General features: G+C 74.1%; 14 protein-coding genes. 4 read left to right on the plus strand and 10 right to left on the minus strand.

Features of this window, described 5'->3' with window-relative positions; all coding sequences use genetic code 11:
* Positions 1-35: 35 nt before the first annotated feature.
* Positions 36-611 carry a roadblock/LC7 domain-containing protein gene (locus KC207_RS16855; protein WP_249138559.1) on the plus strand — a complete coding sequence of 192 codons (576 nt, stop codon included), beginning with the start codon at positions 36-38 and terminating at the stop codon, positions 609-611.
* A 14-nt stretch (positions 612-625) separates the two neighbouring features.
* Here the strand turns inward: KC207_RS16855 and KC207_RS04625 are convergent, their stop codons facing one another.
* Together KC207_RS04625 and KC207_RS04630 are read right to left on the minus strand one after the other, a co-directional pair.
* The gene (locus KC207_RS04625; protein WP_211601731.1) at positions 626-2,065 is read right to left on the minus strand and encodes a protealysin inhibitor emfourin; all 1,440 of its coding nucleotides are present in this window, start codon (positions 2,063-2,065) and stop codon (positions 626-628) included.
* A gap of 50 nt (positions 2,066-2,115) precedes the next feature.
* Positions 2,116-2,580, minus strand: a complete 465-nt coding sequence (locus KC207_RS04630; protein ID WP_211601732.1) for a MarR family winged helix-turn-helix transcriptional regulator — start codon at positions 2,578-2,580, stop codon at positions 2,116-2,118.
* Positions 2,581-2,662: 82 nt separating this feature from the next.
* On the opposite strand from KC207_RS04630, the gene KC207_RS04635 reads away from it, so the two are divergent.
* On the plus strand, positions 2,663-3,268 hold the full coding sequence (locus tag KC207_RS04635) for an SDR family NAD(P)-dependent oxidoreductase (protein ID WP_211601733.1): 606 nt from the start codon (positions 2,663-2,665) through the stop codon (positions 3,266-3,268).
* A gap of 30 nt (positions 3,269-3,298) precedes the next feature.
* Here the strand turns inward: KC207_RS04635 and KC207_RS04640 are convergent, their stop codons facing one another.
* From KC207_RS04640 to KC207_RS04650, 3 genes are all read right to left on the minus strand, one after another.
* A complete protein-coding gene (locus tag KC207_RS04640) occupies positions 3,299-4,069 on the minus strand; it encodes an enoyl-CoA hydratase-related protein (RefSeq protein ID WP_211601734.1) in 771 nt (256 codons plus the stop codon).
* A gap of 10 nt (positions 4,070-4,079) precedes the next feature.
* Positions 4,080-5,054, minus strand: a complete 975-nt coding sequence (bla, locus tag KC207_RS04645) for a class A beta-lactamase (RefSeq protein WP_211601735.1) — start codon at positions 5,052-5,054, stop codon at positions 4,080-4,082.
* Between the two features lie 97 nt (positions 5,055-5,151).
* A complete protein-coding gene (locus KC207_RS04650; protein ID WP_211601736.1) occupies positions 5,152-5,604 on the minus strand; it encodes a nitroreductase/quinone reductase family protein in 453 nt (150 codons plus the stop codon).
* Between the two features lie 111 nt (positions 5,605-5,715).
* On the opposite strand from KC207_RS04650, the gene KC207_RS04655 reads away from it, so the two are divergent.
* Complete coding sequence (locus tag KC207_RS04655; RefSeq protein WP_211601737.1) at positions 5,716-6,426, plus strand: TetR/AcrR family transcriptional regulator; 711 nt, start codon at positions 5,716-5,718, stop codon at positions 6,424-6,426.
* 41 nt (positions 6,427-6,467) lie between these two features.
* On the opposite strand, the gene KC207_RS04660 is transcribed toward KC207_RS04655, so the two are convergent.
* The 5 genes from KC207_RS04660 to dnaA all read right to left on the minus strand — a co-directional run bounded on the left by KC207_RS04660 (position 6,468) and on the right by dnaA (position 12,938).
* Positions 6,468-7,058 (minus strand): DciA family protein, encoded by a 591-nt coding sequence (locus tag KC207_RS04660; protein WP_211601738.1) that lies wholly within the window; start codon positions 7,056-7,058, stop codon positions 6,468-6,470.
* On the minus strand, positions 7,045-8,295 hold the full coding sequence (gene recF, locus KC207_RS04665; RefSeq protein WP_211601739.1) for a DNA replication/repair protein RecF: 1,251 nt from the start codon (positions 8,293-8,295) through the stop codon (positions 7,045-7,047). Before recF ends, KC207_RS04660 begins: the two co-directional genes overlap by 14 nt.
* An 8-nt stretch (positions 8,296-8,303) precedes the next feature.
* The gene (gene gnd, locus KC207_RS04670; protein ID WP_211601740.1) at positions 8,304-9,443 is read right to left on the minus strand and encodes a phosphogluconate dehydrogenase (NAD(+)-dependent, decarboxylating); all 1,140 of its coding nucleotides are present in this window, start codon (positions 9,441-9,443) and stop codon (positions 8,304-8,306) included.
* A 110-nt stretch (positions 9,444-9,553) separates the two neighbouring features.
* On the minus strand, positions 9,554-10,687 hold the full coding sequence (gene dnaN, locus KC207_RS04675; RefSeq protein ID WP_211601741.1) for a DNA polymerase III subunit beta: 1,134 nt from the start codon (positions 10,685-10,687) through the stop codon (positions 9,554-9,556).
* A 688-nt stretch (positions 10,688-11,375) separates the two neighbouring features.
* Positions 11,376-12,938, minus strand: coding sequence for a chromosomal replication initiator protein DnaA (gene dnaA / locus KC207_RS04680; protein ID WP_211601902.1), 1,563 nt, complete (start codon positions 12,936-12,938; stop codon positions 11,376-11,378).
* Between the two features lie 395 nt (positions 12,939-13,333).
* Between dnaA and rpmH the strand changes: the two genes are divergently transcribed.
* Positions 13,334-13,471 carry a 50S ribosomal protein L34 gene (gene rpmH, locus KC207_RS04685; protein ID WP_211601742.1) on the plus strand — a complete coding sequence of 46 codons (138 nt, stop codon included), beginning with the start codon at positions 13,334-13,336 and terminating at the stop codon, positions 13,469-13,471.
* The last annotated feature ends 41 nt before the right edge of the window (positions 13,472-13,512 follow it).

A 13,512-nucleotide genomic window follows, 5' to 3' on the forward strand; every position in this document is an offset into this window, starting at 1 on the left:
GGTGAGCCTCCGTGGTCGCTGTCTAGCCTCGTGCCATGGCCTGGTGGAGAACGACCGACGAGCCCGCCCGTCCGGCGGACGAGGTCCCCGGCGACGGCGAGTGGGCCGCCGGAGGCGGTCCCGAGCCTGCCGCAGGGGTGCAGGCGCCCGCTCCCGGACGGCCGGAGGTCGGCCCTTCGACGGGCGACGACGGTCCGAACGGGCGATCCGTCGAGGGGAGCGCGACGGCGACCCGCTTCGAGCGGGTGCTCGCGTCCGCCCTCGAGGCGGCGACGGCGATCGAGGGCGCACTCGGCGCCGCGGTCGTCGACAGCAGCCTCGGGATGGCGCTCGCGACGGCGGGCGACCCCCCGGGGATCGACCTCGACGTCGCCGCGGCCGGTAACTCCGCACTCGTCGCGGCCAAGCAGCGGACGATGGCCGACCTCGGACTCACGGACCGGATCGAGGACGTCCTCGTGACGCTCGGGACGCAGTACCACGTGATCCGGATGTCGGACGCCCATCCCGGGCTGTTCCTCTACCTCGTCCTCGACCGCTCCCGCGCCAACCTCGCGGCCGCGCGCTTCGAGCTCGGTCGGATCGAGCGCCGGATCCTCTCCCGGCCCTGATCCCGCCGGTCGGCTCAGTCCCGGCGCACCGTGCGGTCGAGGAGGCCGCGCACCTCGGGGGTGAGGCCCGACTCGGGCAGGTCGACCGCGAGGGGTGGGGCGTCGCACGCGACGGTCCAGCAGAAGCCGTCCCGCACGGGGTCCGGGGTCCGGGCGGCCTCGGCGATGCGCCGCAGCCGGCCGGCCGCGAGGAGCGAGCGCCAGTGGTGGGCGTCGTCGACCGGCAGCTCGGTGAGGTCGACCGTGCGCTCGCGGACCGTCCCGGCGACGCCCCCGGTGCGCCGGACACGCACCGTCGTCGGGTCGGCGTCGCCGGGCTCCTCGTCCGCGACCGGCGGGTCGGCCTGCGCCCCGTCGGCGGCAGCCCCGCCGTCCTCGTCGCCCGGGAGCACGCCGACCCCGGTCCACGCGGAGCGCACCGCCGCGACGACGGGGGAGTCCTCGCCGTACCGGGCGGAGGCCGCGGCGAGCGTGAGCCCCGCGAAGGTGGCGAAGTCGCAGTCGGCGCGGATGTCCCCGACGACGGTGTCGTACCAGACCTGGCCCGCGACCTCCCAGGCGTTGCCGCCGAGCGCGACGGCGAGGTCGTGGAACGCCTTGTTCGGGATCCCCGAGTTGATGTGCACGCCGCCGTTGTCCGCGGTCGTCGCGACGTAGTCGCGCATGTGCGCCGGCTGCGGGTCGGTGCCGAGCCGCGGGTCGTCGTAGGCCGTCCCGGGGGCCTTCATCGAGCGCAGCGCCACGCCCTGCACCCCCGGGGCGAGCAGGTCGGCCCCGACGAGCCAGTCCGCCTCGTCGGCGGACTGCCCCAGGTGGTGCTGGACGACGAGCACGCCGAACACGTCCGACACCGACTCGTTGAGGGCCCCGGACTGGCCCTGGTAGTTCAGCCCCGACGTGTACTGCGTGACGCCGTGCGCGAGCTCGTGGGCGATGACGTCGAGGCTGCGGGTGAAGGGGAGGAAGACGACGCCGTCCCCGTCGCCGAAGACCATCTGCCGGCCGTCCCAGAACGCGTTGTCGTAGTCCTGCCCGTAGTGCACGGTCGCGAGGAGCGGCAGGCCCTTGCCGTCGAGGGACGTGCGCGCGTACTCCTCCTGCCACATCGCCCACGTGGCACCGAGCCCGTCGTAGGCCTGGTCGACCTGCTCGTCCCCGCTCGGTCCGTCGCCCTCGGCCCGCACCCCGGTCCCCGGGAGGTCGGTCCCGCCGCCGGCGTCGTGCACCGAGCGCACGGGGCCCGCAGCGGTTCCCGGTGCGAGGTCCGGCACCGCCCCCGCCCGAGCGTCGACCGTCGGGTCCGGACGGACCTCGGCGGTGACCCGACCCCGGCGCAGCAGCTCGTCGACGCGTAGGGTCTCGCGCGCCGACCCGGCGGCCCGGGGCTCGTCCGACGCCGCGAGCGCGGAGAGCAGGTACGGCGGGACGATCGAGCAGTGCGGCGAGGACGTCATGACCCCACGATGCCCGCCGCCACCGACACCGGCGACCGGAGCGGCGGACGTCAGCGCACGATCTGCGCCGGCTGCTCGCCCGTGTCGGCGAGCGCCGCGAGGCCGACGGCCAGGGCGGCCCGGTCCTCCTCCGACATCCGGTCCAGGGCGGTCTGTAGTGCCTGCTCGCGGTGGTCCATGAGCATCCGCATCATCCGGCAGCCCTGGTCCGTCAGCGCCAGCTCGACCCGTCTCCGGTCCCCCGAGGACGGGACCCGCCGCACGAGACCGGCGCCGATGATCCGGTCGACCGTGCGGCTCGCGGAGGACACCGCCACCCCGGAGCTGCGCGCGATGGTGGACACCGTCGACCCGGGAGTGCTCGCGACGACGATGAGGGCCCGCAGCTGCATCCAGGTCACCCCGTCGGACCGCACGACGTCGCTGAACCCCTGGGCCGCCAGCGCCGTGAACCAGCTCATCCCCCGCAGGACGGTGCCGAGCTCGTCGTCCGCGTCTCCCACCACCGCCGCCATGGGGCCATCGTCCTGGGAATAGGCGTCGAAGGGCAACCGTTGCCTCCGTGCAACTTGTTCAGTGGACCCGTGAGGAGCAGGGATGTCCGACGTCGTCGTCGTGACCGAAGACCACGGGGGGTGGGCCGCAGGGTGTGCACGTGCCTTCGCGGACCAGGGGGACGTCGTCGTCGTGCTCGGGTCGGACCCGGGCAGACTGGCGGCGCTGACCGAGCCGAGCGTCACCGGGACACCCGTGGTGGTGCTCAGGTGCGACATCACCGACCCCGACGACCTCGAGCAGGTCGTCGACCAGATCGAGACCGAGCACGGCCCCATCGCCGTGTGGGTCAACGCGGCGCGGCACCCCGTGCCGCTGCCGTTCGACGACCTCGCGCCGCACGACGTGCGCCGCGCCACCGAGGTCGGTTACCTGTCGGCCGTCTACGGCACGATGTCGGCGGTGGAGCGGATGCGTGAGCGCGACCATGGCGTCGTCGTCCACCTCGTCCTCGACGGGGACGGGACGGGGGTCCCCGCCGCGACGGCCGGTGTCGACCTGGCGCTGCGCGGCTTCCACGCGTCCTTGATCGGCGAGCTCGCCGCCGACGGCTGCGGGGTCCGGTCGGCGGTGGTCGGCCTGTCCGGGACCGAGACCGTCACGGACCTCTCCGGCGTCGTCACCGCGGCGCACCTGCGGTCCGCCTGAGGCGCCCCGCGTCGGTGGCTCCGTCCCCGCTCAGCGGCGCAGCGCCGCAGCCATCCGCTGCTGCGCGAGCGGGGAGTGGAAGAGGTCGCCGCTGATCCGGGCCATGACGTCCCCGTCGGACTCGAGGTCGGCGAGCAGGCCGGCGGTGAGGATCCCCTTCGCGACGACGAGGCCCTGACGGGCCCCCGCCCGCAGGTCCTCGAGCACCGCGTGGACGGCACCGTCCATCCCCGCCTCGTCGACGACATGGGTCACGAGCCCGGCCTCGCGCGCCTCGGCGCTCGTCACGGTCCGGCCGCTGAGGAACCAGTCCGCGACGGCCCGGGGGGCGAGCCGGTGCCGCAGCGTGATGCCCACGGCCGCGGCGGCCAGCCCGAGCCGGACCTCGGTGAGGGCGAACGAGACGTCGTCGCGGCAGACGACGACGTCGGCGCTCGCGACGAGGCCGAGTCCGCCGGCGCGCACGGGTCCGTCGAGCCGCACGACGACCGGGACCGGCAGCGCGACGAGCCGGCGCTGGACGTCGATGATGCGGCGCGCCGTCTCGGTCATGTCGACCCGGGCCGCCTCCTTGAGGTCGGCGCCCGCGCAGAACACCCGCTGCGAGGAGCGGAGCAGGACGGCCTGGACGGTGTCGTCCTCGGCGAGCTCCTCGAGCCGCGTCGTGAGGTCGGCGAGCAGCCGCCGGGACAGCGCGTTGCGGTTGGCCGGGGAGTCGAGCACGAGGACGGCGACCCGGTCCTCGTCGTGCCGGGTGACGAGGGGGGCGTCGGGCTCGGGGGTCGGTACGTCGTCGCTCACGCCGGCGACCCTAGTCCGCGCGGCCCAGCGCCGACAGCGCGGCGCCGGCGGCCTGCGCGACGAGCCGGTCGTCCGCCTCGTCGCCGGCGTCCACGCGGTGCGACAGGACGGCGAGGACCACGGGGTCGCCCCCCTCGGGCCACACGACGCCGATGTCGTTGCGGACGCCGTGGCTGCCGGTCCCGGACCTCGTCGCGGCCTGCCAGCCGCCCGGCAGCCCGGCGCGGATGAGGGTGTCGCCCGTCCGCGAGGCGGCGAGCCACGCCATGAGCCGGTCGCGCTCCGGGGCCTCGAGGGCCTCGCCGACGGTGTACGAGGCGACGGTCGTCGCGAGCGCCCGCGGGGTGCTGGTGTCCCGCTCCTCGTCGGGGTCCCAGTCGGCGAGCGCCGGCTCGGGGCGGGAGACGTCGGTCGTCTCGTCCCCGACGGCCGCGAGCGTCTCCTCGAGGCCGTCCGGTCCGCCGACCACCTCGAGGAGGATGTTGGCGGCGGTGTTGTCGCCCTCGACGAGGCTCGCCTCGATGACGTCGCCGAGGGGCATCGTCCGGCCGGCCCGGGGACCGGTGACGGGGGCGTGGTCGAGCACGTCGGAGTAGGCGACACGGACCTCGCTGCGCAGTCCGGTGACCTTGAGCAGGTCCAGGGCGGCCGCGGCCAGCGGCGCCTTGATCGTCGACGCGTGGGCGAACCGCTCGTCGGCCCGCCACACCACCTCCCGGCCGGTGGCGGTGTCGAGGGCGTAGAGGCCGAGCCGGGCGTCGAACTCCTCCTCCAGTCCCTCCCACGCCGCGGTGTCCGCGGGCACCGGGTCGGCGTCCGCTGCCTCGGGGAACGGCGCGGTCGTCGCCGGTGCGCTGCTCGCCGCGGACCCCAGGACGGCCGGTGCCGGTGCGGCGGCGTCCGACCCGGCGCCGCAGCCGGCGACGGCCAGCGTGACGGCGCAGCAGGCGACGAGGGCTCGCGGGCGGAGCGACGGTCGCGGCATCGGAGGTCCTGGGGTGGGTCGGCGGCAGGGACGTCGAGGGGTGTCGATCCTGCCCTGTCCGCCCGCCGGCCGGTGCATCGGGTCCCGGTCGGCGCCGTCAGTCCCGCGGCGAGACGCGGAAGACCGGGAAACCGGGTGCGGCGACGGCGAGGTCGGCGTCGGAGGCGTCCTTCGTCAGCCCGTCGACGAACCGGCCGACCTCCCAGCCCCATCGCCGCAGGTAGACCCGCAGGACCGGCGGACGGGACGAGGTCTCGACCTCGGTGAGACGGACCCGCTCGACCCGACGTCCGACCCGCAGCTCGGCGGCGCCGTCCGCGGCCCGGACGTTGCGGACCCACTCGGTCTCCCCGCGGGGGGAGACGAGGTAGCGCTGGCCGTCGAGGTCGAGGAGGTTGACGGGGGTGCTGCGCGGGACCCCCGACCGCCGACCGACCACGGTGAGGACCCGGGATCCGGCGAGGCTCACCCCGGCCTCGGTGAGCCGGCGGACGGCGGCGTTGAACCGTCGGTCCATCGCGGCGGGACGGACGTAGCGGGTGGTGGCCATCGGCGCTCCTCGGTTTGTGAGAGCAGTGCTCTCTTTCCTGGTGGGACGAGTGTGCGCCCGGGTCGTCCGCATGTCAAGAGCACTGCTCTCGTTTCGTGCGAGGATGGTCGCGTGAGCCCCACCCGAGCCGAGCACCGCGCCGCCGTCGAGCGGCGGATCCTCGAGGTGTCGCGGAGGCACCTCGTCACCGACGGACCCGCCGCACTGTCGCTGCGCGCGGTCGCCCGCGACCTGGGGATGGTCTCCTCCGCGGTCTACCGGTACGTCGCGAGCCGCGACGACCTGCTGACCCTCCTCCTCGTCGACGCCTACACCGACCTCGGCGACGTCGTGGACGCCGCCCTCGCCGACGCCGCCGACCGGCCATGGGACGAGCGGGTCGTCGTCGCGGCGGTGGCCTTCCACGGGTGGGGCCACCGGGACCCGTCGCGGTACGCCCTGCTCCACGGCAGTCCGGTCCCGGGCTACGCGGCTCCGCCGGAGCGCACGATGCAGCCGGGTACCCGAGTGCCGTTGGCGCTGAGCCGGCTCGTCGCGGAGGGGGTCGCCACCGGCGAGGTCACGGAGGACGGGGGACCGGCCGTCAGCGACCCCGGTCTCGCGGCCGAGCTCGGTCGAGCCGCCGACGAGCTGGGGCTCGACGCGGGGCCGGGTGTCGTCGCCCGCGCCCTGCTCCTGTGGGCCGGGGTCGTCGGCTCGACGAGCCTCGAGGTCTTCGGCCAGTACGGACCGGACGCATTCGCCCGGCCGGGTGCGCTCGTCGAGCACCAGGTGCGCGTCCTCCTCGACGTCGTCCGGGACCGCCCGGGCCGGACGTCATGACCTGGCGGCCCCGCCCGGCGTGAGGTGTCGGGCGGTCCGGATCAGCCGTAGGTGTCGCGCGGGCCGCGGCCGTCCTGGGCCCGGTGCCGGCCGCGGGACCAGCTCGGGGCGCTCGGCCCGACGACCTTCAGCTGCTGGACCGTGCCCTCGCCCACCTCCTCCGCGAGCCGGCCCATGAGGCTGGACTCGAGCAGGCGCAGCTGGGTCGCCCACGCCGTCGAGTCGGCACGGACGGTGAGGACGCCGTCGACGAAGTCGGTCGGGTGGGAGTGCGACGCGATGTCCGGGCCGACGATGGCCGGCCACCGGCCGATGACCGAGCCGACGGCGACGTCCGCGGCCCAGCCCCGCTCGGTGACGAACCGGTCGATCTGGTCGCCGAGGAGCTGGGGGTCCCGTCCGCCCCGGGCTGCGCCTCGACGTCCGTCCGGGAGGTCCTTCGTCCGCCGCCGGGGCTTGAGCCCGGGCCGCAGCCCCTTGGCCTTCGCGGCCGCGCGGGCCCGGGCGAGCGCCTCGGCCGGTGCGAGGGTGCCGTCCTCGCCGTCACCCGTCGGCACGTCGTCACCGACCGGGGCGCCGTCACCCGTCGACGACGTGTCCTCGCCCGGGTCCTCGGCGTCAGACGGAGGCATCGTCGGGCTCCGTGCCCTGGTCGGGCTCCGCGCTCGCGTCCGGCGGACCGCCGACGGCCCCGAGCGTCACCGGGACCGTCCGACCGGTGAGGGACTCCGGGACGTCCTCGGGGACCGCAGCGGTGACGAGCACCTGCTCGCAGTCGGCGACCATCGCCGCGAGCCGCTCGCGGCGGCCGGAGTCGAGCTCGGCGAACACGTCGTCGAGGACGAGCACGGGGTCGTCACCGAGGTCGGTCCGCAGCAGCTGGAAGGCCGCGATCCGCATCCCGAGGGCGAACGACCACGACTCGCCGTGGCTCGCGTAGCCCTTGGCCGGGAGGTCGCCGAGGGAGAGGACGACGTCGTCGCGGTGCGGCCCGACGAGACACTGCCCGCGCTCGACCTCCTGGTCCCGGACCTCGCCGAGCGAGGTGATGACCTCCTCGTGCAGCTCGGCGACCTCGGGGACCTCGGCGGCGGCGATCCGGGCGCTCGTCGCCTCGCGCAGCGATGACCGGTAGGCGACCCGGGCGTCGGACTGACCGGCGCTCACCGCGTCGTAGGCGCTCGTGAGGAACGGCGCGAGGTCGCGCAGCAACCGCAGCCGGGCGTAGAGGAGCTGGGACCCGACCCCGGCGAGCTGGGCGTCCCACACCTCGAGGGTGTGCAGCGCCGAGGCCGTCTCGGCCGCGGGGTCGACGGCGTCGGCGCCGGGTCGACGGCGACCACGACCCCGCCGGGAGAGGTAGGGCTGGGCCGACTTCAGGAGGGCGGAGCGCTGCTTGACGATCCGGTCGTACTCCTGCCGGACCCCGGCCCAGCGGGGCTGCCGCGCGACGAGCAGGTCGTCGAGGAACCGTCGCCGCTCGCCGGGGTCGCCCTTGACGAGGGCGAGGTCCTCCGGCGCGAAGAGCACGGTCCGCAGCGACCCGAGGACCTCACGGGGCCGGACGGGGGAGCGGTTGAGGCGGGCCCGGTTCGCCCGCCCCGGCGTGATCTCCAGCTCGACGAGGGTCTCGCGGCCCTCCCGGACGACGGCTCCGCGCACGACGGCCCGTTCCGCCCCGAAGCGCACGAGCGGCGCGTCGGTCGCGACCCGGTGGCTGGAGAGCGACGCGAGGTAGCCGATCGCCTCGACGAGGTTGGTCTTGCCCTGCCCGTTGAGGCCGACGAGCGTCGTCACCCCGGGCTCGAGCGGCAGCTCGGCGGTCGGGTAGCTGCGGAAGTCGGCGACCGACAGGTGCCGGACGTGCACCCCGGGTGTCAGCCCTTCTTCGTCGTGCGCTTCGCGGCGGCCTTCGTGCCACCGGTCTTCTTCGCACCGCCGCTGCGGGTCGCCGCCTTCTTCGTCGTGCCCGAGCCCGTGCGGCCGGGGGAGGCCGGGCCCGCCGTGCTCGCCTGCGCCGACTTCTTCGCGGCGGTCCTCTTCGACGGGGCCTTCTCCTTGCGGGCGGCCTTCTTCGTCGCCGCGTCGGCGCTCGCGACACCGGCCTTGGCCTCGGCGCGCAGCTTCTGCCCCTCGGCGACGGTCATCACCTGGTGGCCGCCGAAGCCGCCGCGCAGCGCCGCGACGGCCTGCATCGTCGGCGAGACCTCCTGACGGGAGGCGAACCGGGAGAAGAGCGAGGCGGTGATGACGGGCATCGGCACCGCGAGCTCGATGGCCTCCTCGACGGTCCACCGACCCTCGCCGGAGTCGGAGGTGTAGTCCGAGACGTCGTCGAGGGTGGGGTTCTCCTCGAGGGCGTCGACCATGAGGTCGAGCAGCCAGGAGCGCACGACGGTGCCGCGGCTCCACGCCTTGAAGGCGCCCGGGACGTCGTCGACGATGTCCTTCTTCATGAGGAGCTCGAAGCCCTCGGCGTACGCGGCCATGAGGCCGTACTCGATGCCGTTGTGGACCATCTTCGTGTAGTGGCCGGCGCCGACCTTGCCGGCGTGGACGAAGCCCTCGTCCCGCGGGCCCTCGGGGCGCAGCGCGTCGAAGATCGGCATCGCCTTGCGGACGTTGGTCTTCGTGCCGCCGGCCATGAGGCCGTAGCCGTTCTCGAGGCCCCAGATGCCGCCGGAGACGCCGCAGTCGACGTAGCCGACGCCCTGCTCCTTGAGGATCCGCTCGTTCTCCGCGTCGTCGGTCCACTTGCTGTTGCCGCCGTCGATGACGAGGTCACCCGTGTCGAGGAGGTCGGCGAGGGCGGCGACGGTGTCCCGGGTCGGCTTGCCGTGCGGCACCATGACCCAGACGACGCGGGGGCCGCTCAGCTGCTTCACCATGTCGGCGAGGCTGCTCGCGTCCGAGACCTGTGCGTTGCGGTCGTACCCGACGACCTCGTGTCCCGCGCGGCGGAGCCGCTCGCGCATGTTGCCGCCCATCTTCCCCAGGCCGACGAGTCCCAGCTGCATCCGATGCTCCTTGGTGTGCGTGTGGCGTGCGTCTCGCTCACCGGCAGGCTATCGGTGCCACCGGGGGCCGGCGCCAGGGCCGCCCGTCGGGGAGGGCGCCCGGCGCCGGGTCAGGAGGCGTAACGGACCGGCATGATGACGTAGCGGTACGAGGTGTCGGCCTCGCCGTCCTGCTCCTTCTGACCGGAGAGCACCGCCGGCCGCGAGGCCTGGGTGAAGGAGATCCGCGACCAGTCCGTGCCCACCTGGCCCAGCCCGTCGAGCAGGTAGGTCGGGTTGAAGGCGATCTCGATCTCGGGACCGGTGAGCGCGCACTCGACGGCCTCGGAGGCCTGGGCGTCGTCACCGGTGCCCGCCTCGATGGCGACCTGGCCGTCGCCGAACCGCAGCCGCACCGGAGTGTTGCGCTCGGCGACGAGCGCGACGCGCTTGACCGCCTCGACGAGCTCGTCGGTGCGCACCACGGCCTCGGTGTCGGACGTCGTCGGGAAGATCGAGGCGACCTTCGGGTACTCGCCGTCGAGCAGCCGGGTCGTCGTGCGGCGCCGCCCGGCCTCGAACCCGGCGAGGCCGTCGCCCCCGGCCGTGGCCCCCAGCGCGACGTCGATCGAGCCGCTCGCGCCGAGGCTGCGGGCGGTCTCGGAGAGGGTGCGGGCCGGCACGAGGACGACGTGGCTCGCGTCGGTGGCGGTCGGGCTCCACGTGATCTCGCGCATCGCGAGCCGGTACCGGTCGGTGGCGAGGAGGGTCATCTTGTCGCCGTCGACCTCGACCCGGACGCCGGTGAGGATGGGGAGGGTGTCCCCGCGGTCGGCCGCGACCGAGACCTGCGCGACGGCCTGCGTGAAGACGTGGCCGTCGACCGAGCCGGTGGGCTCGGGGGCGGTCGGCAGGGTGGGGTAGTCGTCGGCGGGCATCCGCAGGAGGCTGAAGCGGGAGGCGCCGCACGTGACCTGGACCTTGGACCCGTCGGCGACGACGTCGATCGGGCGGTTCGGCAGGTTGCGCGAGATGTCGGCGAGCAGGCGTCCGAGCACGAGGACGGTGCCGGCCTCGGTGACGTCGGCGGCGACGGTGACGCGTGCGGAGACCTCGTAGTCGAAGGCGCTGAGGGTGAGGGTGCCGTCGTCGGACGCCTCGAGGAGGATCCCGGCGAGGACCGGGACGGGCGGGCGCGCCGGCAGACCACGGGCCACCCAGGTGACGGCCTCGGCGAGGACGTCGCGCTCGACGCGGAACTTCACGGCTGACCGCCTTTTCCGGCGCGGCCCGTCCGCGCCTCACGTGTGGTGCTGGTGCTCCCCCGCCGCGGGCCGACCGGCCCGGCACAGGGAGGAATGACATTAGTGCACGCCGGGACGCGGCGACACCTGACCGGGAGCACTCCTCGGGGAGGTCTGTCGGTGGCCGGTGACAGGGTCGGAAGGCGGTCGGGGTCAGGGGGCTCCACAGGGTCGTGGTCGGGGTGGATCGATGCCGGGAGAGGACTCATCGCAGTGGTAGGAGCTGTGGAGACTGTGGACGACGGGACGTCCGCGCAGGTCGCGGGCCGCACGAGGGCTGTGGGTGGAGCGTGGGGCAGCCGGTGGAGGAGGGAGCGACGGTGTTGACGGCCATCGGCGGTTCACATCGCGTCCACCGCGGGTCCGTCGGTCGTCCACGTGTCGGGGCGGGTTGTCCACAGTCGTCCACAGGGGGTTGTGGACAGCGGTCTCGTGGGCCGGCCGTCGACGCGGAGGGACGGGGGTTTTCCACAGGGTCCGTACCCAGGGGTGGACGACGGGGGCCCGGACGCTCGTCGGGGGTCCCGGAGGGCGGGGTCCAGGGAGGACGCAGCCTCGTCGCTGTCGAAGGTTCGACGGAGGTTGTACACCGGGTGGGGACAACCTGTGGACGACGGCGTGGACGAGGACGGTGCTCCTGGGGAGGAGGTCAGCTCGACTGCTGCTTGATCCGGTTCGTCAGCTCGGTCACCTGGTTGTAGATCGCGCGGCGCTCGGCCATGAGCTGGCGGATCTTCTTCTCGGCGTGCATGACGGTCGTGTGGTCCCGTCCGCCGAACTGCTGCCCGATCTTCGGCAGCGACATCTCGGTGAGCTCGCGACACAGGTACATCGCGATCTGGCGCGCCGTGACGAGCACCCGGGAGCGGGACTGGCCCTGGAGGTCCTCGATCGTCAGCCCGAAGTAGGCCGCGGTCTGGGCGATGATCGTCGCCGGCGTCACCTGGCTGCCGGCGTCGTCGGGGATGAGGTCGCGCAGGACGATCTCGGCGAGGCTCATGTCGACCGGCTGACGGTTGAGGCTCGCGAACGCCGTGACCCGGATGAGGGCGCCCTCGAGCTCGCGGATGTTCGTCGAGATCCGCGAGGCGATGAACTCGTGGACGTCCTCGGGGACCGACAGCCGCTCCTGGATCGCCTTCTTGCGCAGGATCGCGATCCGGGTCTCGAGGTCCGGCGGCTGGACGTCGGTGAGCAGGCCCATCTCGAACCGGCTGCGCATCCGGGCCTCGAAGCCGGTGAGCAGCTTCGGCGGCACGTCGCTCGTGATGACGACCTGCTTGCCGGCGTTGTGCAGGGTGTTGAAGGTGTGGAAGAACTCCTCCTGCGTCTGCACCTTGCCCTGCAGGAACTGGATGTCGTCGATGAGCAGGACGTCGACGTCGCGGTACCGCCGCTGGAAGTTCGCCGCCTTGTCGTCGCGGATGCTGTTGATGAAGTCGTTCGTGAACTCCTCCGAGTTCACGTACCGCACCTTGACCCCGCCGAACAGCGCGCGGGCGTAGTGGCCGATCGCGTGGAGCAGGTGGGTCTTGCCGAGCCCGGAGTCCCCGTAGACGAAGAGCGGGTTGTAGGCCTTCGCGGGTGCCTCGGCGACGGCGACGGCGGCCGCGTGGGCGAACCGGTTGGACGCGCCGATGACGAAGGTGTCGAAGGTGTACTTCGGGTTGAGCCGGGTCAGCTCGACCTGCTCGGGGACGACCGCCCCCGGGCGGGGGCGCCGCATGCCCGGGACCTCGACGAGGTCGGGTCCCCCGGTGTCGTCCTGGTCCGTCGGGGGCGGTGGTGCCGACGAGGACGCGGGCTGCGCCACCACGGTGAGGTCGGGGATGCCGGTGTCGCCGTCGTCGTCGAGGGCGAGGTCGTGGATGGCCTGGCGCCGGTCGGCGGCGCGCTCGGCGTGACCGTCGTCCGGCAGGGGGCCGCCGGTCGTCGGGGCGGGGAGGTCGGCGGTGGCCTGGGCGTCGGCGAGCGTCGGGTCGACGGTGACCGCCAGCCGGACCTCCCGCCCGACCCGGGCACTGAGGCTCTGCGTCACCCGGTCCCGCAGGCGGGTCTCGACCTGGTCCTTCGTGAAGTCGTTGGGGACCGCGATGAGGGCGGTGTCGTCGAGCAGGCCGACGAGCCGGGCGAGCGAGAGGAACGCGCGCTGCTGCGCCTGGATCCCGTCGTCGTCGAGCGCCTCGAGCGTCGTCTGCCACAGCTCGGCCATGGTGCGGTCCGGCACGTCGTCCCCGTTCCTCGTCTCGGTGTGGTCTCGTCCTCCGGCGACTCCGGCGCGAGCCGTCCACACCGTTGTCCACAGGCTGTGGGTACGTGACGGTAGCCCGGACGGGGGGTCGGCGTCGACCGCGGCCCCCCGGCGTGGCGTTCCCACCATCGACGACGTCCCGTGCGATGGTAGAGGGTCGTGCGCGTCGGCGGGCGGGGACCGTCGGGTTTGGCCGCCGTGCTCACGCTCGGGTACCTTTGTGCGGTCGTCGGCTGTTTTCGCCTGCCCTTGACGCGCCGTTCCTCCCGCGGCCGCGGCACGGGCCCTCGATGACAGCCGACGAGGCTCCCCGACCACCGGGTCCATCAGGGCCCATCAGTGCGAAAGAGACGACTGTGAGCAAGCGGACCTTCCAGCCGAACAACCGCAAGCGTGCCAAGGTGCACGGCTTCCGTCTGCGGATGCGCACCCGTGCGGGCCGCGCGATCCTCGCCGGCCGCCGCCGCAAGGGTCGCGCCAAGCTCTCGGCCTGAGGGCGGTCGTGCTGCCGGCGCCGCACCGGCTCCGGGACCGC

Origin of the sequence: Phycicoccus avicenniae (assembly GCF_018139485.1) — a bacterium.
GTDB lineage: Bacteria > Actinomycetota > Actinomycetes > Actinomycetales > Dermatophilaceae > Phycicoccus > Phycicoccus avicenniae.